Genomic DNA, 24,689 nt, shown 5'->3' on the forward strand with positions numbered 1-24,689 from the left:
GAAAGTAAATCACAAAATGCCTTTTATTTTGTAGTATAACTATAGATAAGTATCATTATAAGATTGATGGAAAAGATATCATCATTCAGGAGCCTGAAGATGACTCTGGCCAGTATAAAATAACCTGGGACGGTACCGATATAGGACACCTGTTTGTGGATGGGGTGCATCACGATTCAAACAGTCCTATTTGGAAAGGTACCACAACAGAAGTTAATCTGTTTGCTGACGAATTGGGCGCTTTTATTCAACGATGTCGTAAGTGAAAAGATGTGGCAAAGCATCATCAATATAAACTGAACAGATTATCTGATTTTGTTTAATAAACTATCAATATTGATGCAGCTATAGACAGAGACTTCAATATAATCATCCATGTACTTTAATAACTCTGCATACTGCGATTTTGTTACCAGCTTTTTTATTTCAAAAAGTGTATCCTCGTATACTACCCGATAAGCTATTTTGAGGTCGCCGGTTAACTCTTCCACACCATATCTGAGCAACAACTGTTTAATTCTTTCTGGTTTAAATTCCCAGCCAACTGTATATTTTTTCTGTTCCGGATTATTAGGATTATAAAACTCATTATCTGATTTTCCAAGAAAAGTAAATACCAGATCGACATTATTTTGGTGCAGTACTCTCTTGATTATTTTGTATTCTGATTTATTTAACTCTTTCATAATATTTATTATTTGGTAATGTAAAATTACTGCAAAAATTACAAATAATATAGTATACTACATGAGTTAATCAGCAATTATTCCATTCTTTAGTAGCCATCATATGGCTAAACAAGGATATAAAAGAAAAAAACACCCGGGGATACTTGTTATCATTGGTGCGAATATTCGTATGTATCGTTTGAAGATGGGGCTTAGTCAGGAAAAGCTGGCTATACTTTGTGACATGGAACCTACCTCAATTTCCCGTTATGAAGCCGGGTTAGTTGACATTTCATCTTCCTCTGTGGCCATCATTGCTGAAGAGTTAAAAATTGAGCCTTATCAGCTATTAATTCCTATAAAAAAACCAGAAGAAGCTTAATCTTAAAGCCCTGGCCAACTTTTTTACTACCGGCTTGTTCTGGTATAAATATAAAACATGAAGATCGCCACTTATAACGTCAATGGAATAAACGGACGTTTGCCTGTATTGCTTCGCTGGCTCGAAGAAACCGCACCAGATATTGTTTGTTTACAGGAACTCAAAGCACCGCAGGACAAATTCCCTGAAAAAGCAATACAGGATGCAGGTTATCATGCCATCTGGCATGGGCAAAAAAGCTGGAACGGTGTAGCTATTTTGTCGCGCAGCGGCGATATCAAAGAGGTGAGAAGAGGGCTGCCCATAGATCCTGACGATACGCAGAGCCGTTATATCGAAGCGATAGTCAATGGCATTGTAGTGGGCTGCTTGTATCTACCCAATGGCAATCCTGCTCCCGGGCCAAAATTTGATTATAAATTACGCTGGTTTAAACAATTTACCGTTCATGCTGCTACATTGCTGGCATCAGGAAAGCCAGTAGTATTAACAGGCGATTATAATGTAATACCTACAGAGCTTGATGCGTATAAACCAGAAAGATGGGTTACTGATGCCCTGTTCAGGCCTGAAGTCCGCTCTGCTTTCCATACACTTATCGCACAGGGATGGACAGATGCCATCCGTAAGCTCTATCGCGGAGAAACCATTTATACCTTTTTTGATTATTTCCGCAATGCCTATGGCAGAAATGCAGGACTGCGTATTGATCATTTTCTGTTAAACCCGGAGCTTGACAGCCGTTTGGTGGCCGGTGGAGTAAACCTTGATGTGCGTGGCTGGGAAAAGACAAGTGACCACGCTCCTGTATGGATAGAATTAAAGGATCAGTAAGGGTTATCGGCAGGGTCAGTTTAAACAATCAGGCATTATTATTGGTTATCTTAAGAAAAACAATATGATAACTATAGAAAACCTGCCGGCACTTAGCCCTGAATCATTATATGATATTTTAAAAAAAGAATTTGCCGATTATATTAATGCTGCACTGGATGCAAACTTAAGTATAGAGTATGCACATGTTGCTGATGTAATTAATATTCATTTTCCTGAAATTATTGAAGAGATTGTATTTACGCTAACTATATCTGATGATAATATTGAGATCGTTAACCTTGCAACAGAAGGGAATTACAATACAGAATTACTGGAAGAGAACCTGATTGAATTTATTACAGTAAAGGCCGGATAAGTATCTTCCTTTATAAGGACAAAATTTTTTTCTTATACAGAAGCCTTAATATCATTTGTTAAGGCTTCTGTGATGTATAGCTTTTTACAATACTATTTTCTGCACAACTTTAGGGTGTATGAATTTAAATATTATCCGGAACAAATTTATCCGGCATACGTTCATCATCCGGTTTATAAAACATGTTTATTTAGTATCTATTCATTAATGAAGGAGCGAGAAACTTTGTTGATGAGAAACATGACCCGCAACCTTAACCGGTTGTGGGTTTTTAAAAGAAATTAACAGCTCCCGAGATGACAACATTTAGAAATATAAAAAAGATCCCCGCAAAGTTATTGTACGATATTTTAAAAAGTACATTTCCTCAATTCCTAAAAGAAGGAATAAAGTACAAGAAGGCATTAAGTTACGGTCTTACAGAAGATTCTACTTCCATTCAGGATGTGCATGGCACCGAACTTTATCATGTAACGGTTACCCCGGAAGAGATTACTATCCATAAATTAATAGATAAAAATAAGGCAATGGATGAACAGTTAGAGAAATTTATTCATGCCTGCCTGTTACAATAAGCAGGATTGCTCTCTTGCTCTTCGGGCGCTTTTTTATCCTTTTGTGCCGGTTTTTTTGAAACACTATTTAGCCGGGAGTGTTTAACTAAAAAAATAACGATATGGAAGAGCAAGATAATGCGAAGCTGCACAATCAGGATGATGTTAACCCTACTACCCAATTAGATCAGCTCGTCAGTAAAAATGAGGAAGAAAAATTGCCTGATACCAATGGTACGGGTTCAAACAGACCGGTACAAACTGAAGGTACGCTGGTCATTAAAAAAGAAGATTCATCAGCGGAATAGATCTTCTCAAAACAGCTAGCCATTATTACACTGGGGTAGTGTAATAATGGCTATTTCTTTATATCTGCGTCTATTATTTTTTCCTGGTTTCCAGTTTTGTGGCCAGTTTACTTGGTTTGTAATCTTCATCTCCAAGAATAATACCCCAGGGTTTTAAGCCATCTACACGGTCGAAAATAATTTTGAGCACCGCAACTACTGGAATGGAAAGAAACATACCAGGGATGCCCCAGATCATTTCTCCAATGATTACTCCCAATACAGTTACCAGCGCATTGATCCTGACTTTAGAGCCTACTACCACTGGCAGAAGCACATTGCTGTCTACCAGGTGTGTAACTACTAATGTAGCGGCCACCATTATCACTTTAGAAACCGCTGTAGCCGTTGCGAAGGTAACGAGGGAACTAATCACCAGGGCAGAAAAGATGCCTATATAAGGTATAATATTAAACAGACCGGTCAGCAGCCCCAATAAAATGGCATACTTGATACCCAGTAACCAGAACACCAGGCAGACTACAGTAGAAACAATGGCCATCTCTATGAGTAAACCAATGATATACTTTCTAATCATATGCTGTACCTTCTCAATAATGTCATGCACTACATTGGAATTTTCATCCAGGAATACAGACAATAAAAATTTCATAATCAGTTTCCTGTATAACAGAAAGAAGAATGTGTAGATAAAAGTAAAAACAAAAAACAGGAGCAAGGAAGATAAAGACAATAGTGTGGCGCCTATAACCGTAGTTCCTGAGGCCATCATTTTACTGGTTGCAGAATTTACGTAGTTCAATTGTTTATTGGCATTTACATGGAAGGTAGCGGCTACCCAATCCCGAACGTTATCCAGCGTTTTAAGCAGTTGCTGTTGAAATTGTGGCCAATCGTTCCCCAGATCTGATAACTGCGATCCTACAATGTACAAGATCAGGGCTATGCAGCCTAATAGCGAAAGAATAGAAATCATAGATGCAGCGCTTCGCGGAAGTTTTATTTTCCGTTCCAAAAAGGAAGCAAAAGGCAACAGAAGGATAGAAAACAGACAGGAGAAAATCAAAGGAGATAAGATTTCCTTTGCTACAATGGTGATGTAACATAAAGTGACCAGGCTAAATAAAACTGTTGCCAGTTTAACATGGAACGGCTGCGTTTTGATTTGTTGTAAATCCATAGGTGTTGTGTTAGAGCGATTAGATAAATATGTGCTGGTCAAATTTCATCCCTGATTTATTTGCAGGTTTTTTAAGTTTATAAGGGACTATGAAAAATTATTATTTGCATATAGGAAATAATCCGGCCATACACCGAAAAGTTGTAATTAATAGCCGTTATAACGTCTTTAACGGTGTAAAATAGGATTAGGTTCAATATATCAAAATGAAAAAATGTATTTTATTTACTACACCGTATTTATTAATTACATAGAATTGTATTAACAGCATATCATTTTAATTGTTCGGGATATTAAACTAAATCTGAAGAATGGTGTTGTGTGAGAAATCTAAATTTTATGAACTCATTTTTCAAAACAATTATTGCAGGCTGGGGAGCCAAAAAATTAGGCGGCGGTTGTCTGTCAACTATAGTTATTTTTGTACTGATTTATGTTGCATTAGGGCAATGCAGCAGAACACCACAGCGTTCGGCGCAATTGTACAAATCACCTGTAAGTACGGCGATGAGGAGATAAACTTGGTCAATATTTGAATATGCAATGTTATAATTACTTGCGTTTTTTCAATTTATATATATTAGCCTTTCTTCCATCAGACTTATAAATATCAACTAATTTGTTTCTTGGATTACGTTTCAAAATATCAGTTACTTTACTCGGTAAAATGTTCTCTGAAAACCTTTCTGTGTATTCAGCTGCAATCTGACAGGAAGTCTTAGGCTCAGAAAGTTTGTCGGATGCCAAATATATATCCAGGTTTCTGGCATATCCGGGAGTTGCTTCCTGATCAACATAGCTGGAGTCAAAATTAATAATATTTAGATATTCCTTTATGTTTTTTGCGTAGTTCCCTTTTGCTTGGAATTGGGAAATCCGGATTAGCAAAATCATAAAACTTAACTCCAAAATAAGCACTGATTTCTTTCATAAAATCAATTCCAATACTGTGATCACCATTTTCAAAAGATACCATGTAGGATTGGTTTCTCCCAATAGCTTTAGCAGGGTCATCTTGGGAAACCCCGGCAATAGCTCGAAATTTTTTCATTTGAGTGCCAAATTCTTTTCTGGCTAATCTTTTCATTACTTTGTATATCAAAGACAATAATATATGTATTGAAAATTTGTACTTGATTTTATCTGGAAGATAAGAAGTAATATTGCTTTCTGGAATTCTATTTGTTTTTATGCTTGTACAAAAAACTACTTTTTTTCCCAGTCTTATCCTCTTTATTCAGCTCTCCGGAATCGGCTAACCTACTCAATTCTCTAGAAAGTTCTTTGCTGGTAAAATCCTGATTGAACTGATCTTTGGCAAAGGCTTTTACTTGGTACACCTCTCTATTTTCATGTAAATAGCCGCTTGGTAATAACTTCTCCGTTAAAAAATACTTTACACTGTTTTCCCCTTTCCTTCCTTCAAAAAATTTAGGGTTATGTTGATTATCATTATAGAATTCTCGAATCGTACTGATATTTTTCCAATTGGGAAGTTGGATCGGGTGTGACGAAAATAGTTCTGCGATTGGGATTTCAAAAAAATCAGCAATTTTTCCGGCTGTTTTACCAGTAATTAGAAATTTTCCTTTCTTAATGGTTCTCAAATGATTTAAAGAGATGTTGGTAGCGTAGGATAACCCAATAATGCTAATGCCGGATTGTTTAAGCAATGATTCTATTTGCGAGCCAATTATGTTAGCCCTTTCCTGATCGTTCTCTTCCATCAGAACAAAAAAGAATAGAAATCTGTCTTCATTTGTAACGATTTATTTGTTATTTTGAATTCAGAATTATATCTTTGCTTTATAAGAATTGAAAGTAGTACACTTTTATAAGGTATTTCGGCCAAAGAAACTTTGCAATGACAGACCTAGGAAATCTAAAAGCGCGCAAAGTATGGTAAGAGTACCCGTTTTCTTTATCTTTGTATAATAGAAAATGGGTTACTCCCCGTATCATGTGCTTAAGAAACTTTTAGTTTCACCTATCCTAGGGGGTGTCATTGTGGTACGGGAGTAGTCCATTTTTCTATTTCCTTTAAGCTTTCAAGGTTCGATATGTATGTATATAATAATATTGAATTATGAAAAATTTAAAAATCAAGTTATTCGCATTACCAGCAGGCTTAAGTCGCTTTGAAGTGCTATTTGCGAAAAAACCTAAAAATCCTAGCTGACTTATTTCTGTCTGGAGTTAACTAATTAAAAAGTATCTTTTTTTTCTGGCTAAGTTATTAATAAAACGATCTAAAAAGCCGTAATGGCCATGCTTTGTCCAATTTTTGGAAAACTAAATATATACTACAATGAGAATTAACCCTATCCATTCATTCAAAAACATTATCGAACCCCCTGATTGACATTGAATACACACGCGGTCGGGCAATTTAGGTTGGTTACTGGTAATACGTACCGGCCGCTGTGTATTTTTTCCTATTTACCTGTAAAAACCTTCTGATCTTTCCAAAATAACCTTTAAAATTCTCAAAAAATGAAAGCAAAAAATCGCTTAAGGGAATTACTATGTCTGAAATTTTCGCCCAGAGAAGGAGTCATTCTGCTCCTTATTCTATTGAGTAATTCTTGTTTAAACCGTCCTGCGCTAGCGCAATCCAAAAGAAAGGCCATACCAGCTGGTTCAAGCTGTGTAATAATTTCAACAGCGAATTACAGCAAATTCATAAATACTAACGCTTAAAATGAACACTTATGAAATCCATTTTAAATTTAACCCCTGCACCGGTTTTATTGAGTGAAGTCGCCAAAGGTAGTCCTGCTAAAGGCACATTGTCTGCAAAGAATATACTATTTGAAGTGGTTTTGGAAGAGGGGATAACCAGCAAACCATTTCTAGCGCTTTATGAGAAAGGGATAGACCAATATGACTTGTCAGATAAGGGGAAAACAATAATACACGCAAGATCTGGTATAGATAACACTTATATCTTCGAATTGAAAGATCAATCCGGAGCTTTATATTTTTCATTGTTGTTAACGGGATATCTAATGGATGTAACGGTGGCCAGGGAATTTCATTTTGAGCCGGGCGACCGCGTTAGAATTAAGATAAGTAAAACGGATGTACCCAATATTTATGATCTTGACTTTTCCGGCTTAGGTTCTGCAAAGTACAGATGTCAGAATGAATTTCTATATGCTAAAGAAACGGATATGGTTAAAGTGCTGCCAGAATTTGCAAATGATAATCAGCATCAGGCAGGTAACAAACCGTTAAGATATACCAACTTATTATATGATTTAATAGAAAAGTACCAGCCAGAAATGTCAGATTATTCTTATCATTTATTGCATGCCGATGTATTGGGAAGCCTGGGCAAATATCTGTATTCTGATTTACAGGTTAAATTACATGATCAACTCTATAAAAAAGATTTGTTAGGCTTTGAACAGTTATCGAAGAACTTTTCAGATAATTATAAATTTGACTTTACAAGAAATATTCCTGATCGTGTTTTATCCGATTCTAAGGAATATGCTCTTTTTATGCTTGAAAAGATAAAAACAGAAGTTTTAATGGATTTTAAGACTGTCGATTATCATATTGTTTATGAAAGGGTGAAGAGGATATACAATGCCGTTTTGAAGGATAAGATGATCATTCTTTTATTTAACCATTATTGCGCCAGGTTTAATGATAATGATGGGGAGATCTTACGTGATGCTCTGGTTGTTGTAAAGAATAAAAAATACCGGAAAATATTGGAAACATTTAATTAACATCCATTATAATTGCAATGAAGACCAATTATGAAATGATTGGATAATCATATTATATTTTTTCCTGTAAGTACTTTTAAAGTTACAAACAGAAATCCGGGTTCTGTGTTGTAACAGCAGTCATTAAGACTATACCGTTTATAATAAAGATTAAATTTACAATCATGGAAAAAACAAATAACCCGGTTTGGTTTATTACCGGTTGCTCTACAGGTTTTGGGAGAGAACTGGCCAAACTGATATTAAAAAGAGGATGGAATGCAGTTGTAACAGCAAGAAATGCTGATCAGGTAAAAGATATTGTAGAAGGATATGAAAATACTTCTTTGGTAATTGCCCTGGATGTTACCAAAAAAGATCAGGTTAAGGCTGCAGTAACCAAAGCACAAGAGACCTTTGGTCAGATTGATGTATTAGTTAATAACGCCGGTTATGGTTATTTCACCAGTATCGAAGAAGGTGAAGAAGATAAGATAAGGGCACAATTTGAAACTAACTTTTTTGGGTTGGTGAATGTGATACAGGCAGTGTTACCCGCAATGCGTGAAAGTAAAAGCGGTCATATCGTTAATTTCTCTTCTATTGGCGGTTTAATGGCCTTTACTTCTACAGGTTATTACCACGCCACTAAGTTTGCGGTAGAAGGTTTATCTGAATCGCTTTCTAAAGAAGTCGCGCCATTTGGTGTTAAGGTATTAATTGTTGAACCAGGGCCATTCCGTACCGACTGGTCAGGACGCTCAACTTCTGATACCCATTCAAAAATACCTGCTTATGATGAAACCGTAGGTGTGCGCATGAAAGCAGCCAAAGACAATAGCGGTAAACAAATAGGTGACCCGGTTAGAGGAAGTGAAGCCATCATCAAGGCTGTGGAAGCAAAAGACCATCAGCTGCGTTTATTATTAGGCAAGCCCGCTTTTGATTTGGCCTTTAAGAAGATCGATGAGTTGAAAGAAAATTTTAACGCATGGAAAGACCTTTCCCTGGGTGCAGATTTTCCTGAAAATGAAGCCTAATCAATTTCTTAAATTCATCTGCCTGAGGCCACTATACTTAGGGTGTCAGGCAGATGAATATATGTTCTCTGTAACACGTATTATGAAGCTAAAAGGTATTTAATATGATTTAGCAGATCATTGTTTTGTATCCTTTTTCTTTTAAGCTTCCAGGAGATCATTCCAGAATCAACAAATGCAGATTTTATTGCCCCCTGAAAGCTCAATTGCTTAATAATCAGCTATTTTTTGTCTCGATAGATATAACTTGAAATTGCTGTCAGCATTAACAGAAGGTTTGAAAACAGATTTGGTAATGTCCAAAAATAGATGGAAATTGCTTGAAAGGGTGTATATAGAGAGAAATTTCACTGATGTTAACTGCTGTTTGTGACGTTGATTTCCAATATGATATATCGCTTTTCATCAATTTAAATATTAATTATATAACACGTCTAAATATGAAAAAAGTAACAGGGCTTGGTGGCGTATTTTTTAAATCTGATAATCCAAAAGGTATGAATGAATGGTATGCCAAAAACCTAGGATTGGATACCAGTGAATACGGAACAACGTTTGAATGGCGGGACGCCGATGATCCTTCAAAAAAAGGATCTACAACATGGTCTACCTTTCCACAGGATACCAAATACTTCAGCCCATCGACCAAGCCATTTATGATTAACTACAGGGTGGAAAATATCGCAGCACTGGTAGATGAATTAAAAAAGGAAAACGTGACTATTGTTGATGAAATTGCAGCATACGATTATGGCAAGTTTGTCCATATACTCGATCCTGAGGGAAATATCATCGAGCTTTGGGAACCAAAAGATGATGTTGAACAGGTAGAAGGATAATTGCTTTTAATAGCAGACCATGTTACCCGTATTTTTTGTTCGGCCTGAACAACTTAGCATTGTATGTTAAATATAGGGTGTTTATAGCTTTTTATTCTAAGTTTAAACATTTAGTTAACGATAAATTGCTTATCGCCATTTAATTAATTGATATTTGGAGATACTAATATCCTGAATATGGCTGATTTGCAAGTAGATTTAAGTAATTGTGATCGTGAGCTTATTCATATTCCAGGAAAAATCCAGTCACATGGTTTTTTAATTGTTATCGATAAAAACGGGATCATCAGCTTTTTAAGTGAGAATATTAGTGATTTCTTAAATTGTACTGCCACAGATTTCCTGGGTAAGTCATTACAAAGCCTGCAGTTGGCAGTGGGAAATACAGCCGATCTGGATTCCATGATCAACCTGCTAACCAGTAAAGAAAGGAAGAATAGTATTCCCCAAATTAATCCTCATCTTATCAATATACGAGGTATCGCTTATCATTTAATTATATCAGTTTCTGGTGAGTATTTGCTCCTTGAATTTGAACCTGCTTCTTTAATCGTAAAGTTAAAACCACATAAGATAGGTAAGCGTGAAATTGCGGAAATTGCATCGTACAAGGATCTCTACTATATAATGAACAGGTCGGTAAAACAGGTGAAAGATATTATTCACTTTGACCGGGTAATGATCTATCGCTTTGCTGAAGACGGACACGGAGAGGTGCTGTGTGAAGCTAAAAATGATGGGTTGGAACCATGGATCGGGCTTCATTATCCGGCTTCAGATATCCCAAAGCAGGCGAGGGAAATGTATAAGATTAACCTTGTCAGGCAAATTGTTGATGTGAACAGCATCCCTTCAAAAATCGTGACCAATATTGCAGATGCTGAACCGCTGGATTTAACCAATGCACAGCTTCGCGCCGTATCACCAATCCATATTCAGTATTTAAAAAACATGGGCGTGGCTTCCAGTTTTAGTATTTCCCTGATCTATAATAGCGAACTCTGGGGGTTAATTGCCTGTCATAATTATACACCCTGCTTTGTTGATTATACAGCAAGGGAATCTGCTAAACTTACCGGTCAGATTTTATCTGCTGTGCTGGATTTTAAGCAAAATGAACAAAGCCTGTTTGTTGATGACAAGTTTAAAAACAGCCTTAAAGAATTAACGTTAATACTGCTGGAGAGTTCAGATATGATAAAGGCTTTGACCAATAATGACGTTACCCTGCTCGATATTGCCGACGTAAGCGGAGTACTATTAGTTTGCGAAGGTCAAATAACGAAATTAGGAATTCTACCTCATGACAGCCAAATTAAGCAATTGCTCAAGTGGTTGTCAAAAAGCGATTTGGCTGTAAATTTTAATACGGACCATCTTTCTTTACACTATCCGGCCGCGCTTGCTTACAGTGATATTTGTAGTGGCATGATGGTATCATTCCTGAACAGGAAAAAGAGAGAATACATTATCTGGTTTAAACCAGGGCAGTTGCAAACGATTCATTGGGCGGGTAATCCTGATAAATATATGGAAAAGGGAACAGATGGACTGTTGCATATATCGCCCCGTAACTCATTTAAAACCTGGTCACAAACAGTAAACCATAAATCTGAGCCCTGGGCTACCGGAGAGATAAACTCTATCATTCGTTTAAAGGAAGCCATCGCTATTATGCCCAATTTCTTGTAAATATTATCAGCGATATTATTAGGTGCCATCCCGCCAATGTGATTAATAATATTAGTTTTGTGGAAGGTGCTGCAGGTCTGATGTTATTTAAAGGGTATGGAAAATTATAGTATTGTTATTTTTATTCTGGTTATTATGATTGGCCTTTCGGCAGTGGCCGATAAGATCAAACTGCCATATCCAATTTTACTGATCATTGCCGGTATAGGGATTGGCTTTATCCCTATGCTTCCGAATATTGAATTAAATTCTGAAATAGTTTTCCTGATTTTCCTGCCACCGCTTTTATATGATGCAGCTTTTCATATCTCATTTAATGAGTTTAAAGCCAATATCAATACCATTGGCACATTGTCTATCTCACTGGTTTTTTTTACTGCGCTTGGTATTGCAGCTGTGGCGCATTATATGATTGAAGGAATGGCCTGGCCGCTTTCTTTTGTTTTAGGGGCTATTCTTTCGGCTACAGATGCAGTAGCTGCCATGAGCATCACCAAAGGTTTAGGCATATCAAATAATACAAATACGATCCTGGAAGGGGAGAGCCTGGTAAATGATGCTTCGGCACTGGTAGTTTACCGTTTTGCAGTAGCTGCGGTAACGGGAACGGCTTTTGTATTCTGGAAAGCCTCCCTGGAGTTTGGCATCCTGATGGTTGGCGGGTTTCTGGTAGGATTTGTCATGATGAGGGTTCTGGGTGCTATCTTAAGCAGGGTAAATCATAATCCACCGGTAACGATGGGCTTTTTGTTGCTGATGCCATTTGTTACTTATCTGGTGGCCGAACAACTGCATGTTTCTGGTGTGATTGCGGTGGTGACACTGGGAATTGGGATTTCTTATCTGGGTAAACAGAAAGTGGTAAAACCGGAGCTAAGGCTGCAATCTAAAGGTATATGGGACGTGATTGTATTCCTGCTCAACGGATTGATCTTTATCCTGATCGGATTACAGTTTCCTTATATTGCTAAAAATATTCCTCAAAATGATATTTATCCTTATGTGGGCTATGCCTTCGTCATCACGCTGGTCGCGTTAACTATCCGTATAGCAAGGGTGTTTTTGCAACAGCTTAATTTGCAGAAAGCTTTTCAAAAGAAGAAACATAAGATCACTGAAAATGTACTGCTTGATTTTAAAAATAGCCTGATCATAAGCTGGTCTGGCATGAGGGGGATCGTTTCCCTGGCTATCGCCATTGGTTTACCACATACGCTAGGCGATGGCAGCCCCTTTCCATTTCGCAGTGCAATTGTTTTTATTTCCATTATGGTAGTTCTGTTTACTTTAATAGGTCAGGGGCTTACATTGCCCTGGCTGGTGAAAAAACTGCATATCAACTCAGCGTCTCCTGTAAAGTAAACAGCCAATGGCTACCATAGCACATGCAATCATCATTAAAAGCATAGGATAGGCCGTTTTATTATACAGCAAGCTAAGCAGAGATGTAATCAAAAAGGCAGAAAGGTAACTCATAGACCCTACCAAGGCAGAAGCGGCGCCGCCATGCGAAGAAACAGCATTCAGGTATAAGGCCGTAGAATTTGATAAAATAAAACTGAGCATAGCCAGAAATATAAAAACCGGAACGAGTAACAGCAAAAGGGAGCCATTGAAATAAACAACAAGAATAGCCGCAAGTCCTGCAAGCAGCTGTACAATAATAGCATTTCTAATAATTGTTTTGATGTCTGATTTAAGTAGTAAACGGTTATTGATAAATCCGATAAAAATGATGCCCAGTGCAAAACCAGAGAAAACAAAGCCAAACTGCCCTTTACTTAACTTGTAAATTTGAGTAAGTACAAATGGTGACGCTGTAACAAAAGAAAAAGCTGCACTGTTGCTGACAGCTCTTACCAGGGCATAATTGATAAAAGCAGGACTTTTGATACAATAACGGTAAGCCGAACCTATAGACCGAAGTTTGACCGATTTATTTAATAACGCTAATTTCCCTTCGGGAAGAATAGTAACACAACCAATTAAGCCAACTCCCGAGACGATAGCCATAATCAAAAACAGATATTTCCAGGTATTGGTTTCAGCCAGTAAACCTCCGATAATTGGGGCTATGATAGGGGAAATACCCATCAGGATCTGTAACAGGCTAAATATTTGCGCTGCCTGTCTCCCCTTGTAGAGGTCGCTGACCAGTGCCCGGGAAATTACCTGACAGGAACTCCCGGCAAGACCCTGAATAAATCTTAAACCTAAAAAAAGAAGATAAGAGTGGGTAAGCATACAGCAAATGCTGCAAACCACATAAATAGCCATGCCTATCCTTAAAGGGATTTTTCTTCCCCATATATCGGACAGCGGACCAATGATCAGCTGTCCGAAACACATTCCAAAGAGGAAGAGGGTAACAGTAGTTTCTATACGTACAATAGGTACCTGAAAATAAGCCGCCATTACGGGAAACGCTGGCAGATATAGGTCTATCGATATGGAGCTGATAGCCGTTAAAATTCCAAGGGTTAAGGTAATGAGCAGGGTTTTTCGGCTATCCTTCATTTTCGAATACTATGCCGTATTTAAGAGGCTTTTATAGATGACTTTAACCAAATATATCGATTTATCTATATAAATTAATAGGTAATTTGCTAATGAATGTTATTGCTGCTCTACTGGCCGCGTTCCTCTAAAAACATCAAGCCCGGTGATCTTTTCTAATTTCACTGGCCGCTGTGTTCTGGCAGATTCGTAAATTGCTTCCATGAGTTTATGATCCTGAAGGCCTTCTTCGCCGGGGGTAAAGGGTGTTTTGTTGTGTAAAACGCAGTCAGACATGTGATCTATTTCCAGTGTAAACTGATCTTTTTCCGGCCCTAAGGAAGGTTCGCTTTTTAGCTCCATTTTACCCTGTACCTGTGATAATTTAAGTTGCAGGCCATTATAAGTAAATGCATTATCTACACCAAAGTGTGCCCCTTTATTTGCATTACACCGGTAATACCTTGATTCGTGGATGCCATAGGAACACGTATTGTTGGATATGGCCCCGCTGGGGAAGAACAGCTGAAACATTACTGTTTCTTCTACTTCTTTAAACCTGATATCACCTGGGGTAGAATAAGTAGAAGCAACAACCATTTCAGGTTCTTCGCCTAAAATAAATCTTGAGGTGTTCAAGTTATACAACCCTATATCAGGCAGTGAACCGCCGCCGGATAATGCCTTTTTTAAACGCCATTGTTCCGGATCGCCAATGTTTTGGGCATTGAATGCATCAATTACACGTACTTTTCCAAACTGTTCACCGCGCGTCCATTTCATCACCTGGTGGCTATTGGGTTCGTATTGTATACGGTAAGCGATCATCAGCTTACGGTCGGATTTTTTACAGGCAGCAATCATCCGCGCTGCCGAAGCAGAAGAAACTGACATTGGTTTTTCGCAGAGGATGTGTTTACCTGCTTTGGCCGCCCGTACAGTAAATTCTTCGTGCATAGCATTAGGCAGCACGATATAGACTACATCGATTTCTGGGTTGTTCTTAATCTCATCGAAGTTCTGATAGTTATAAATATTTTTTGGATTGATACCATATTGTAAAGCTACTTTTTGTGCTTTTGCCGCATCTCCGCTTACCAAAGCCACAGGTTTGGAAAATTTACATTTCACCATTCCCGGTAAGATCTGGTTTAAGGATAAATGGCCGAGGCCAACGATGGCATAACCTATACGTTTGGCTGGCCGGAGGGCACTGGGTATCGCTCCGGTTGGTTTTTCACTGGCATCGTTAATCTCTTTAAGTTTTACCGGGTCGGTTTCGTCAATTGCCTGGTCACCTCTATTTGTTTGGGCATGTGCCGCAGACGGCAGGGCTGTATTCAGAAGGGTGGTTGCAGCCAATCCTATCCCGGCTACTTTTATAAAATTGCGTCTGCTGTTTTCAATGGGTTTATTCGCTTCCTGATATAGTTCTTCTTGTTTTTTCATAGTAGATGATTTAGACATAGAAATCTCTTAACAAACCCGGATTGTATTTGTTCGTACAATAATGGGCAGGTAACAGAATTGGTAAATCGCTACTTTTGGCAGAGGCTGGCTTATTCCTGGAGAATATAATTGGTAATGTATTCTATGGAGCTTGTAATGGACTGTTCTAACTGAGCTTTAAAAGAAATGAAGCTTTCCTGTTTGGCATCATGATATTCTTGTTCATTTACTTCTTTAATACGGCTTTTAATTTCAGATAGGTCATATCTGTAAAAATTGCCAAAAACATTGGGCTCTTTCCAGTATAATTTCCTAATAATGACCCCATATTCTTTATATAAATTTTTAGTGATCTCCAGATTCACCTCGTCATATTTTTCAATCTGATGAGATCTGGACAGGATAGTGATCAATTTTTTTTTCTCTTTTTCAGGTATCATGGAGAGACGGATTAGTCTTTTATGGTTATTTTTCCTGATGAAACCAATTCATCAAAATTATCGGTGGTGAACCCTCTGCGTGAATCTGTAAAGTCTGAAATGAAAAATTGATGCAACTGGTTAAGCTCAAAACTTATTACCTTCTGCTCTGCCTTGTCAACTTCCCGGGAAGATTTTAGCAGGTCTTTGATAATGTCGGCCTGTTTATAGGTAAATTCATCTCTTCCTTTCATTTATCATTTTTTATCCACACAATTCACCTTATAATAGAAATACTATATTCTAATACTGACTAAAGGTAGATGACACGTTTTAACCCAATGGCGTATTTATACCTGAAGCATGGGGAGATTAATACGTGTTTTTAGATCGGATAATTAATTGAAGATGATGATGAGATGTGCTTTTTGTATTAATCTGTGGCTAGTTCAGTGCATTTATGGCCAGGTAGAAGTTAATCCGGACTTACTGAATCACTGCCATTAATTCACTATCAAAATTGATGGTGATTTCCCGTATTGATGAATCAATCTGTTGTGCATTATTATCTTAATATTCAAGGGTATTTTCTTTTTCTTTGATTAGATAGAATCTGTTATTGGACGAGGTTAAATGAACGGCCAGGAACATGACCTTCGAATAACCGATTCCTTTTTCTTCAGCCAGTTTTTTGGCGTATCCAACTACAGCGTAGGACTTGTACCTGCCAAAGTAATTATTGATATCATCAACATAGCTTTTTGCGAAGTTGGTATTGTATTCTGGATTTCCTGCGAGCCTGAAAACAATACTAAGTGGTTCAACTCTGTCGTCGCCAGTAACAGGAATGATTTTTCTGCAAAAGAGATGGAGCAGATGAAAAGCAAAATAGATGTGAGCGCTATTTTCATCCTGATGTTTTTATTGTGATACAATTTAATTGTAAAATTTTAAAAACAACAAAAAGAGTAATTAATTTATTTCTCGACCGAAATAGATTGGCGTCTGCTGGTTACAATCCTTTCTCTGTGCTCTGTTCCCCAGTTTCTTAGTTCTTCCAATACTTTGCTTAAGGAGCCGCTATATGGGGTTAGTTCATACGTAACAGTAACCGGAACTGTGGAAAATACTTTGCGCAGCACAAATTCATTGAGCTCCAGTTCCCTGAGTTCTTTGGATAAAATTTTAGGCGTGATTTCCCCCAGGGCACGCTGTATTTCATTGAAGCGCTTTGGCCCATCCATTAAGGAAACAATTAACGGAAGTTTCCATTTACCGTTCAATACATATAAAGCATCTTTAACCGCATGAATAGCCCCATTGCAGGCTGCCTGAGTAACATTGGGATCAATAAAAGGGCGTGTCAAGGCAGTGGTGTTTTCTTTTTGCGTTTCCATAATTGGTTCAAATATAGGTAACTATCCCAAAGGATACCGCTATCCTTTGGGATAGTAGTATCATATCCATAGCTAAGATAGCTAAGTTTGTCTTATAAAAAATTTAGCAATAAAATATTATGAAAAAAATACTTCATATCATTTCAAGCCCACGGGGCGATAGTTCATTCAGCATTAAATTAGGTAATGCAATCGTGGATAAAATAATAGCTGCTTATCCAGGCAGTACGGTTACGGAAAGCAACCTTGTCAAAAAACAGTTTCCTCATTTGGAAGAAGCTCACCTGACTTCATTTTTTACTCCTGAAGATAGCAGGACGCCGCAAGACCTTGAAGCCATTAAACATTCTGATGCCGCGATCAAAGAAATTAAAGATGCAGATATTATTGTGATTGATGCCCCCTTATACAATTTCGGCATTCCCTCTACACTGAAAGCCTGGATTGACCATATCAGCAGGAAAGGAGAGACCTTTACTTATGACGAGAACGGCCCCAGGGGATTGATTAACGGTAAAAAGCTTTACATTGCTGTTGCGTCGGGAGGTGTTTATTCTGAAGGACCTATGCAGCCTTATGATTTCGTAGTGCCTTTCTTAAAAGCTTATTTTGGTTTTATTGGTATAAGCGATATTTCTGTATTTCGTGTAGAAGGTACAGCTGTTCCCGGTATAATGGAAACTGCTTTGGAAAAAGGAATTGACAGTATTGTCCTGTAATTCTAAAGCCATTTGACGAGATCCTGTATTTCACTGTCGCTAATGGAATGACTCATTCCTTTATAAAAATGAAGCGAGGGTAGCATACCCATTTTTTTTAAGTAAGCTGCTGCATGGGTAGCAGAAACAGGATCAACTCTATTATCGGCATCGCCATGACCAATGAAAGCTTTTAAGTGGCCAAGCGATGCCGATTTTTTAACTTCAGGTTTTAACGAATCGAAAATCCTGCCGCTTAAAGGCGCAATTCCCTTTAGCAGTCCCGGAGAGGTAAGGCCCACTTCATAACTCATCATCGCCCCCTGGCTAAACCCACAGAGATATACCTGGGAAGGATCTGCATGATATTGTTTTACAATGGCCACAATGAAGATTTTAATTTTATTTCTGCTGCGCTTCAGATCTCCTTCGTCTCCCTCGGTAACGCCCTTGACTGTTTTATTGCCAAACCATTGATAGGCATCTGGTCCTAAACTCATTGGGGCACGGGCAGATACTACGATGAAATTTTTCGGAAAACTAGCTGCAAGATCGAACAAGTCGGTTTCGTTGCTGCCAAAACCATGCAGTAATATGATTAGAGGCGATTTAGCTGTTTTAACCGCTGGTTCTTTGATCAGGTATTTTAAGTTAAGATCAGTGTGTAAAGTTTGTTGCGCATAAATTGCCAAAGGGGAGGAGTAGAAAAAGAATAAGAGCAGGGCACGCATTATGTTTTTCATGAAGAATGTTTGAGCTATAACATTATTTTAAATCCTAAACGCAAGCCAGGAAGTGTTATTGCAAAATTTGGCTATATAAGATTTTAAAAAAGGTTTGCATCAACGCTTGTGGGATTTTACAGTTGACCTGCATTCTACTACCGGACCGTGTTCCCATGCCATGATAATGTCTTCAACATAGGTTGTTCATAAAGTGCTGAATGAAACCCTTATGCATAATAAACCATTTTCTGTAGTTTCAGGTTGGAGATAGCATCCCCAAATTCTGGCAAGGTTCTCTTTGTTTTTATTTATTTTAATTAATAAACAAATATGCCTCTTTTAATGATATTTAAAAATTTATTTTAAAATGAAGGAAATATATTCTATCGTTATTGTCATTTCTGTTAATAGAATGAGCGATGTAAAAAATGAGACCACGCAATTGCTTAAATATTTGATTTTAATAGGAAATGTACTATGTTTAACCGTGCGTAAACTAAATCAAAAATCTGCAAAAATACCGGTTCATAAGCTCAAGGAAACTACAGGCCTGGGCATCTATATGAAACGTTTTTTCAGTACGGATAACACTGGTTTTGAACGTATGGAGGCCCATAGAGACGATCATTATATTTTTATACTTCAGGAATGCGGGTATTCAGAATTTGTAATAGACTTTAAAAAGATAGAGGTAAATGGTTTTGCCGTGCATTATCTGATGCCCGGACAAGTGCATGAAATAAATATTGTTCATCAATCCAGCTTTTTTTTTATGGCAATTGATACTTCTCTGGTAGACCTGAAGTACCGCGACATTTTTGAAAAACTGGTTTTACACCATCAATCGCTTGAGCCCCTACCGGATCAGGCCAGACAGATTTCCCGCAGTGTTGAATTGTTATATGATGTATATCAACAGCCTTTACAGCAAGGAATAAATGATCAGATACTACATTCTTTGGCTTCCGCTTATATCGGTATGGTGGCGGCAGTTTATGAGGCCAATGAACCTATTAAAGATAAGCGAAACCCAAGACCGGAGATCATTACACGAGAGTTCAAAAGGTTGTTGAGCAGTCAATTTAAAACCCTTAAAAGCCCGGCCGAATATGCAGAGGCTTTATATCTTTCGTTATCTTATCTCACTGAAGCCGTAAAATCTATAACCGGCTTCCCGGTAGGTTATTGGATACATCAGGAGATTATCCTTGAAGCCAAACGTTTATTGTATTATAGTGATATGAATGTGAAAGAGATTGCATTTTCATTAGGATACGAAGATCATACTTATTTTTCCAGGTTGTTTGCTAAAGTTGCTGGCTGTTCGCCATTGCAATTCAGAAAGCAATATCGCGGGGGAAAGGACTGCCTTTGATAAGCTTGGTACTTGCTTTATATTCGGCTTTTATAAAACGTTATTCTTTCATTGATAAAGAATTCAGACCTTAATAATTTCATACTTAAAGTTTAAACCAGCCTATTGGATAGACTTTGTTAATATCCGTTATTTTAATTGATTATGAACCTTTTTCGTTCGAACAGGTTACCGCTAAAAGTCCAACCTTAACCTGTTATTATCTCTTGATAAACGCCTGTTTTTACTGTTTTTTTGTGTAAAATTTTTAGGATGAATACGATTAAAAAGAAAGCATTTTCTGTTTTGGAAAGCAGAATGCTTAAAAAAGGCAAGGTTTTAGCGGTACGAAACTGGAACCTGAATACTTTTTTTGAAATAGACCTGCATTTGCCTGATGTAAATATGGAAAACTGGAACAGCGTACAGTACATCAAGGTAAAGGTGGCAGATTACACCTATCGTGATTATACACCTGCTTTATGGGAGGAAGAAACGCATACCTGTACTTTATGTATAAGTGCTTCACAAAATAGCCGCGGAAGTAAGTGGGCTGCTTCTTTGAAAAGGGGCGACCAAATCTTTTATTTGGGCATTAAGGCTACAGCCCATCAGCCTGTGCCTGGAAAAAAAATCCTGTGTCTGGGGGATAGCAGCAGTGTAGGACATTTTCTTGCTTTGAAACAATTAACCAATGGTCATGAAACGATTTATGGAGCTGTAAGTTTTAATAATGAAGCACATGCCAGTGAATTTACAGAATATTTTGACAGTAGTTTAGAAGCCCTAAAGGAAAAAAAATGCGATACTGCCTTACTTTCGTGGTTAAAAGAACAATGCTTAACCGATGAAATAGTTTATATAGCCGGTCATACAGCTACGTCAGTGCAGCTGAGGAAGTATCTGAAACGATGCAGTGATTTTAAGGGTACGATTAACGTGCAGGGATTCTGGAGCTGAAATGACAAATGTATTTCCAAGTAAGAGGTGATACTAATCGCTTATTTAATTATAATTGCACTATGATTAGAAAATGTTACCTGCTCCTTTTTATTTTGGCTTTAACAACTACTGTTTCCTTAGCACAGGAGAGTGTAGATATGAATTTTAACGGTTTGGGCTTTATGGACAACCGTGAGTATAAAGACTTTCTTTCGCGTTCCCATACCTTTTCAGGTACGCGCCTGGCATTGGACTTCGGTTTGAATTTAGACAGCCTCAACCATTTTATTGTTGGTGCCAATGGTATACATGAGTTTGGCGGTGCCCCTTATTTCTTAAAGGTAGATCCGGTAGCATATTATAAGTTTGAGAGTTCTAAGTGGCTGTTTGATGCAGGAGAGTTCCCGAGAGAAGGTTTGATAGATAATTATCCAAGGGCACTGCTTTCCGATACGCTGCAATATTACCGCCCTAATATCCAGGGTTTGCTGGCCCGTTATCATAACGACCATTTTAGTGAAACCGGCTGGATTGACTGGGTAAGCCGCCAGACCGATGTAAACCGTGAACAGTTCCTGTTTGGTTTTGAAGGTAAGTACAAACCCAGCTTGTCGGGCCCATTTTATATTTCTCATTATTTTTTCATGTTGCATGATGCCCATGCTGCCATCACTTTACCTGATGATTATATCATTGATAATGGGGGCGCGCAGATCAGGTTGGGTTTAGACCTGACCAGTAAAACAGGATTGGATTCGTTATCTGTTGAGGCAGGTGGAATGACTTCTATTGAAAGAACAAGAGGATTAGACGGTATCCAGTTGAAAAAAGGGTTTGTGGCCAGTGTATATGCCGGTTACCACCGCTTTGCGGCATTTGATGAGTTTTATGCAGGGCATGGATCTAATATTACTTATGGAGACGCCTTTTACTCACAGAAACGCTATAACAGGCTCGACCTGATGTATACACCGTTTTTATACCACCATATTAAAGGTCAGTTTATCTTGAGTATACATAGCGATACACAGAATAAGTTCAGCAACCAGGAGGCTTTCAGGTTAACTTTTGATCTGGGAAGAAGGATACTGAAAAGATTTAAGGATAATACTTAAGGCTATCTTTGCCTGCTGCTGAGCAGGTAGATAAACCCGGGGTTCATGACTCCGGGTTTTTTTTTGTTAAATTTTAATTAACAATCATCTCCTTGTTGTATTCCATAATGGCGCTGGTGATATTCTGAACAATTTCTTCCCTGCCAGCCGCTGAGTTGATATATTCTTCTTCACCCGGATTACTAATAAAACCAATCTCAGTTAGCACAGCAGGCATACCTGCCTTAGCCAGTACCGCAAGGCTCTGCTCTTTTACGCCACGGTCTACACGTCCGGTTTTGATATACTGCTGCTGGATCAATGTAGCCAGTTTAATACTTTGTTTGCGATAAGCATATTTCATTAATGACATAATGATAAAACTCTCCGGATCATTCGGGTCATATCCCTCATATTTATCTTTGTAGTCCTTTTCCAATAAGATAGAAGCATTCTCCCTGATCGCTACATCCTGCTGACCCAGTCTTCCGGAACCCGAAACAATAGTTTCTACGCCGGTAACGTTTGTTCTGCCCCTCATACTTGCAGGCATAGAGTTACAATGGATAGAGATAAACAGATCGGCATGAGCCCTGTTTGCCATATCTATCCGCTCATACAGTGGGATAAATACATCCTCGGTACGGGTATACATTACTTTGGAGTTTGGAATTTCTTTTTCAATAGTCTGTCCTAGTTGAAGGGCTACCATTAAAGCCACGTCTTTTTCCTTAGAAAATAATCCGCGTGTAGCACCATCCTGACCGCCGTGGCCGGCATCAACAAAAATAAGCATTGGCTTACCTGGAACAGGAGCAGGGGTAGGTACTAATTGTTTAACCGTAGAATCAGTCTGCCCATATATAGAACAGGAACTGAACAGGATGAGCGCAGTAAGTATGGTTTTGAATGAAATTTGTTTTTTATCTATGTAGGACATCAGAATAAGTTCTTTTGACTTCAAATTTACGATTAAACGTTAAAATTTTAAAATTAGTTTGACCATCTATTAGTTTGGTGTTTAGCTCAATCGTTTTTTCTTTCTAGCAGCATCAGATTTTAGTAGCGGGATTGATGGGTTTTATAACATTAATTGCTTGATTTAACGTGATATGTTGGTTATGAGGTAATTACTTGCTTTAATTTGGAAAACACCCGAATTGAAAACAATAAATACTGCTTTTGAAATTTCGCTATTTCCGTCCGATAATTTTACTGAGCTTTAATAGATCCAGGTTTTAAATAAATACGTAGGTAACCGAACCAAATATAATTAATGTTTAATTCAACCAGTTAATTGCAATGAACTGGTGAAATAACTTGTGAATGAAAGTATTATTTATACACACCCACTATATTTTCAGGGGCGGGGAAGATAGTGTAGTAGCCAATCAGATCGAACTGCTGCGGAGCCATGGTATAACAGCAGAAGTCCTTATTTTTAACAATGAAAGTAGAAAACCCCATCTGGATCAGCTTCAGCTTCCATTTAATTTTAGATCTTACCGGCTTACAAAAAGAAAGATCCGGGCTTTTAAGCCAGATGTTGTCCATATTCATAACCTTCATTTTGCAGGTTCTGCTTCGGTAATTTATGCCGTGAAGCATTTTAAACTTCCAATCGTATCCACTTTGCATGATTACAGGCTCCTGTGTCCTACAGGTAACCTCTTTTATAATGAGAAGTTATTTATGGATTCCATAAACCAGCGTTTTCCTGTAGAAGCAATTAAACAGGGAATGTTTATGAATTCCTATTCCAGCAGTCTATGGCTTTCATTTTCTATGCTGTTGCACCATCTGCTTGGAACATGGAACAAGGTAGACCGCTTTATTGTGTACAGTGAATTTGCGAAAAATATTTTTGAACAGTCTAAGCTAAAAAGCATAGCAGACCGTATGGTAATTAAACCTAATTTTAGTTTTACCTATCCGGATGGACAGATTGAAAAAGATGAAAGTTATTATCTATACGTGGGTACTCTAACTTATGATAAAGGTATTCCGGCAATGCTGGAGGCTTTTGCTGATAACGGAATTTTTTTAAAGGTAGTGGGGGAAGGCCCTTTGGTGCCTCTGATTAAAGGTTACGGACAGCATTACCCAAATATTCGTTATATGGGGCGTAAACCTAAAGAGGATGTTTTTAATATGATGGAACATGCCAGCGCCCTGATTTTTCCTACCTTGTGGTTTGAACCCTTTGGAATGGTGATCGCTGAGGCCTTTTCTAAGGGAACACCTGTAATAGCGTCCGACCTGGGGAATATTAAAAATATGGTAGATGACGGATATAATGGCCTGAGGTTTGAAACCAATAATGATAAAGACCTGCGTGCTAAGGTAGAATATTATGAGGCGTTGCCTGACGAGGAAAAGGCTATTTACCGTGAAAATGCCAGGAAAACATACCAAAAAAAATATAGTCCTGCACTTCATGCAGATAAACTGATCAGCATATATAATTCTGTATTAAAGACTTAAATTCGGTTAAGCTTTTTTTATAAATAGAATTTTAATAATTTTACAATTGATTATGTT

Annotated in this window: 28 protein-coding genes; 16 read left to right on the plus strand and 12 right to left on the minus strand. The window is 37.9% G+C overall.

What is annotated here, in order from left to right; translation table 11 throughout:
• Window positions 1-305: 305 nt before the first annotated feature.
• Window positions 306-686, minus strand: coding sequence for a hypothetical protein (locus GSQ84_RS20035; protein WP_158799119.1), 381 nt, complete (start codon window positions 684-686; stop codon window positions 306-308).
• Window positions 687-789: 103 nt separating this feature from the next.
• Between GSQ84_RS20035 and GSQ84_RS20040 the strand changes: the two genes are divergently transcribed.
• The 5 genes from GSQ84_RS20040 (at window position 790) to GSQ84_RS20060 (ending at window position 3,104) form a co-directional block, all read left to right on the plus strand.
• Window positions 790-1,050, plus strand: a complete 261-nt coding sequence (locus GSQ84_RS20040) for a helix-turn-helix domain-containing protein (protein ID WP_158799120.1) — start codon at window positions 790-792, stop codon at window positions 1,048-1,050.
• A gap of 57 nt (window positions 1,051-1,107) precedes the next feature.
• A complete protein-coding gene (gene xth, locus GSQ84_RS20045; RefSeq protein WP_158799121.1) occupies window positions 1,108-1,884 on the plus strand; it encodes an exodeoxyribonuclease III in 777 nt (258 codons plus the stop codon).
• Window positions 1,885-1,948: 64 nt separating this feature from the next.
• Complete coding sequence (locus GSQ84_RS20050) at window positions 1,949-2,242, plus strand: hypothetical protein (protein WP_158799122.1); 294 nt, start codon at window positions 1,949-1,951, stop codon at window positions 2,240-2,242.
• Window positions 2,243-2,538: 296 nt separating this feature from the next.
• Window positions 2,539-2,817, plus strand: coding sequence for a hypothetical protein (locus GSQ84_RS20055; RefSeq protein WP_158799123.1), 279 nt, complete (start codon window positions 2,539-2,541; stop codon window positions 2,815-2,817).
• Between the two features lie 101 nt (window positions 2,818-2,918).
• Window positions 2,919-3,104, plus strand: coding sequence for a hypothetical protein (locus GSQ84_RS20060; RefSeq protein ID WP_158799124.1), 186 nt, complete (start codon window positions 2,919-2,921; stop codon window positions 3,102-3,104).
• Window positions 3,105-3,177: 73 nt separating this feature from the next.
• Here GSQ84_RS20060 and GSQ84_RS20065 read toward each other — a convergent pair whose 3' ends face one another.
• Window positions 3,178-4,284 carry an AI-2E family transporter gene (locus tag GSQ84_RS20065; protein ID WP_158799125.1) on the minus strand — a complete coding sequence of 369 codons (1,107 nt, stop codon included), beginning with the start codon at window positions 4,282-4,284 and terminating at the stop codon, window positions 3,178-3,180.
• Window positions 4,285-4,623: 339 nt separating this feature from the next.
• On the opposite strand from GSQ84_RS20065, the gene GSQ84_RS20070 reads away from it, so the two are divergent.
• Window positions 4,624-4,803, plus strand: coding sequence for a hypothetical protein (locus tag GSQ84_RS20070; RefSeq protein WP_158799126.1), 180 nt, complete (start codon window positions 4,624-4,626; stop codon window positions 4,801-4,803).
• 292 nt (window positions 4,804-5,095) lie between these two features.
• Here GSQ84_RS20070 and GSQ84_RS20075 read toward each other — a convergent pair whose 3' ends face one another.
• A complete protein-coding gene (locus GSQ84_RS20075; protein WP_158799127.1) occupies window positions 5,096-5,371 on the minus strand; it encodes a helix-turn-helix transcriptional regulator in 276 nt (91 codons plus the stop codon).
• Between the two features lie 91 nt (window positions 5,372-5,462).
• Window positions 5,463-6,011: a helix-turn-helix domain-containing protein gene (locus tag GSQ84_RS20080; RefSeq protein ID WP_158799128.1), complete on the minus strand. Its 549-nt coding sequence runs from the start codon at window positions 6,009-6,011 to the stop codon at window positions 5,463-5,465.
• A gap of 984 nt (window positions 6,012-6,995) precedes the next feature.
• On the opposite strand from GSQ84_RS20080, the gene GSQ84_RS20085 reads away from it, so the two are divergent.
• From GSQ84_RS20085 to GSQ84_RS20105, 5 genes are all read left to right on the plus strand, one after another.
• Window positions 6,996-8,024, plus strand: a complete 1,029-nt coding sequence (locus GSQ84_RS20085; protein WP_158799129.1) for a hypothetical protein — start codon at window positions 6,996-6,998, stop codon at window positions 8,022-8,024.
• Window positions 8,025-8,188: 164 nt separating this feature from the next.
• Complete coding sequence (locus GSQ84_RS20090; RefSeq protein ID WP_158799130.1) at window positions 8,189-9,043, plus strand: oxidoreductase; 855 nt, start codon at window positions 8,189-8,191, stop codon at window positions 9,041-9,043.
• Window positions 9,044-9,483: 440 nt separating this feature from the next.
• Window positions 9,484-9,882 carry a VOC family protein gene (locus GSQ84_RS20095; RefSeq protein WP_158799131.1) on the plus strand — a complete coding sequence of 133 codons (399 nt, stop codon included), beginning with the start codon at window positions 9,484-9,486 and terminating at the stop codon, window positions 9,880-9,882.
• A gap of 177 nt (window positions 9,883-10,059) precedes the next feature.
• The gene (locus tag GSQ84_RS20100) at window positions 10,060-11,574 is read left to right on the plus strand and encodes a GAF domain-containing protein (RefSeq protein WP_158799132.1); all 1,515 of its coding nucleotides are present in this window, start codon (window positions 10,060-10,062) and stop codon (window positions 11,572-11,574) included.
• Window positions 11,575-11,670: 96 nt separating this feature from the next.
• Window positions 11,671-12,936, plus strand: coding sequence for a Na+/H+ antiporter (locus GSQ84_RS20105; RefSeq protein WP_158799133.1), 1,266 nt, complete (start codon window positions 11,671-11,673; stop codon window positions 12,934-12,936).
• Here the strand turns inward: GSQ84_RS20105 and GSQ84_RS20110 are convergent.
• The 6 genes from GSQ84_RS20110 to GSQ84_RS20135 all read right to left on the minus strand — a co-directional run bounded on the left by GSQ84_RS20110 (window position 12,916) and on the right by GSQ84_RS20135 (window position 17,335).
• The gene (locus GSQ84_RS20110) at window positions 12,916-14,091 is read right to left on the minus strand and encodes a multidrug effflux MFS transporter (RefSeq protein ID WP_158799134.1); all 1,176 of its coding nucleotides are present in this window, start codon (window positions 14,089-14,091) and stop codon (window positions 12,916-12,918) included. The two genes, GSQ84_RS20105 and GSQ84_RS20110, sit on opposite strands and share 21 nt — an antisense overlap.
• A 99-nt stretch (window positions 14,092-14,190) precedes the next feature.
• Window positions 14,191-15,519: a Gfo/Idh/MocA family protein gene (locus GSQ84_RS20115; protein WP_158799135.1), complete on the minus strand. Its 1,329-nt coding sequence runs from the start codon at window positions 15,517-15,519 to the stop codon at window positions 14,191-14,193.
• 110 nt (window positions 15,520-15,629) lie between these two features.
• On the minus strand, window positions 15,630-15,959 hold the full coding sequence (locus GSQ84_RS20120) for a hypothetical protein (RefSeq protein WP_158799136.1): 330 nt from the start codon (window positions 15,957-15,959) through the stop codon (window positions 15,630-15,632).
• A gap of 11 nt (window positions 15,960-15,970) precedes the next feature.
• Window positions 15,971-16,192, minus strand: a complete 222-nt coding sequence (locus tag GSQ84_RS20125) for a hypothetical protein (protein ID WP_158799137.1) — start codon at window positions 16,190-16,192, stop codon at window positions 15,971-15,973.
• A 316-nt stretch (window positions 16,193-16,508) separates the two neighbouring features.
• Complete coding sequence (locus tag GSQ84_RS28470) at window positions 16,509-16,832, minus strand: DUF4932 domain-containing protein (protein ID WP_158799382.1); 324 nt, start codon at window positions 16,830-16,832, stop codon at window positions 16,509-16,511.
• Between the two features lie 83 nt (window positions 16,833-16,915).
• Window positions 16,916-17,335 (minus strand): helix-turn-helix domain-containing protein, encoded by a 420-nt coding sequence (locus tag GSQ84_RS20135; RefSeq protein WP_158799138.1) that lies wholly within the window; start codon window positions 17,333-17,335, stop codon window positions 16,916-16,918.
• Between the two features lie 119 nt (window positions 17,336-17,454).
• On the opposite strand from GSQ84_RS20135, the gene GSQ84_RS20140 reads away from it, so the two are divergent.
• The gene (locus GSQ84_RS20140; protein ID WP_158799139.1) at window positions 17,455-18,054 is read left to right on the plus strand and encodes an FMN-dependent NADH-azoreductase; all 600 of its coding nucleotides are present in this window, start codon (window positions 17,455-17,457) and stop codon (window positions 18,052-18,054) included.
• Window positions 18,055-18,056: 2 nt separating this feature from the next.
• Here GSQ84_RS20140 and GSQ84_RS20145 read toward each other — a convergent pair whose 3' ends face one another.
• Window positions 18,057-18,776, minus strand: coding sequence for an alpha/beta hydrolase (locus tag GSQ84_RS20145; protein WP_158799140.1), 720 nt, complete (start codon window positions 18,774-18,776; stop codon window positions 18,057-18,059).
• Window positions 18,777-19,125: 349 nt separating this feature from the next.
• Between GSQ84_RS20145 and GSQ84_RS20150 the strand changes: the two genes are divergently transcribed.
• From GSQ84_RS20150 to GSQ84_RS20160, 3 genes are all read left to right on the plus strand, one after another.
• Window positions 19,126-20,133: an AraC family transcriptional regulator gene (locus GSQ84_RS20150; RefSeq protein ID WP_158799141.1), complete on the plus strand. Its 1,008-nt coding sequence runs from the start codon at window positions 19,126-19,128 to the stop codon at window positions 20,131-20,133.
• Between the two features lie 252 nt (window positions 20,134-20,385).
• Entirely contained in the window at window positions 20,386-21,072 is a 687-nt protein-coding gene (locus tag GSQ84_RS20155) for a hypothetical protein (RefSeq protein WP_158799142.1), read from the plus strand.
• Between the two features lie 62 nt (window positions 21,073-21,134).
• The gene (locus GSQ84_RS20160) at window positions 21,135-22,169 is read left to right on the plus strand and encodes a hypothetical protein (RefSeq protein WP_158799143.1); all 1,035 of its coding nucleotides are present in this window, start codon (window positions 21,135-21,137) and stop codon (window positions 22,167-22,169) included.
• 73 nt (window positions 22,170-22,242) lie between these two features.
• On the opposite strand, the gene GSQ84_RS20165 is transcribed toward GSQ84_RS20160, so the two are convergent.
• Window positions 22,243-23,088, minus strand: a complete 846-nt coding sequence (locus tag GSQ84_RS20165) for an N-acetylmuramoyl-L-alanine amidase (protein WP_158799144.1) — start codon at window positions 23,086-23,088, stop codon at window positions 22,243-22,245.
• A gap of 386 nt (window positions 23,089-23,474) precedes the next feature.
• Between GSQ84_RS20165 and GSQ84_RS20170 the strand changes: the two genes are divergently transcribed.
• Window positions 23,475-24,632, plus strand: coding sequence for a glycosyltransferase family 4 protein (locus tag GSQ84_RS20170; RefSeq protein ID WP_158799145.1), 1,158 nt, complete (start codon window positions 23,475-23,477; stop codon window positions 24,630-24,632).
• Window positions 24,633-24,689: the final 57 nt, after the last annotated feature.

It is taken from the genome of Pedobacter sp. L105 (genome assembly GCF_009765875.1).
Taxonomy (GTDB): Bacteria; Bacteroidota; Bacteroidia; order Sphingobacteriales; family Sphingobacteriaceae; genus Pedobacter.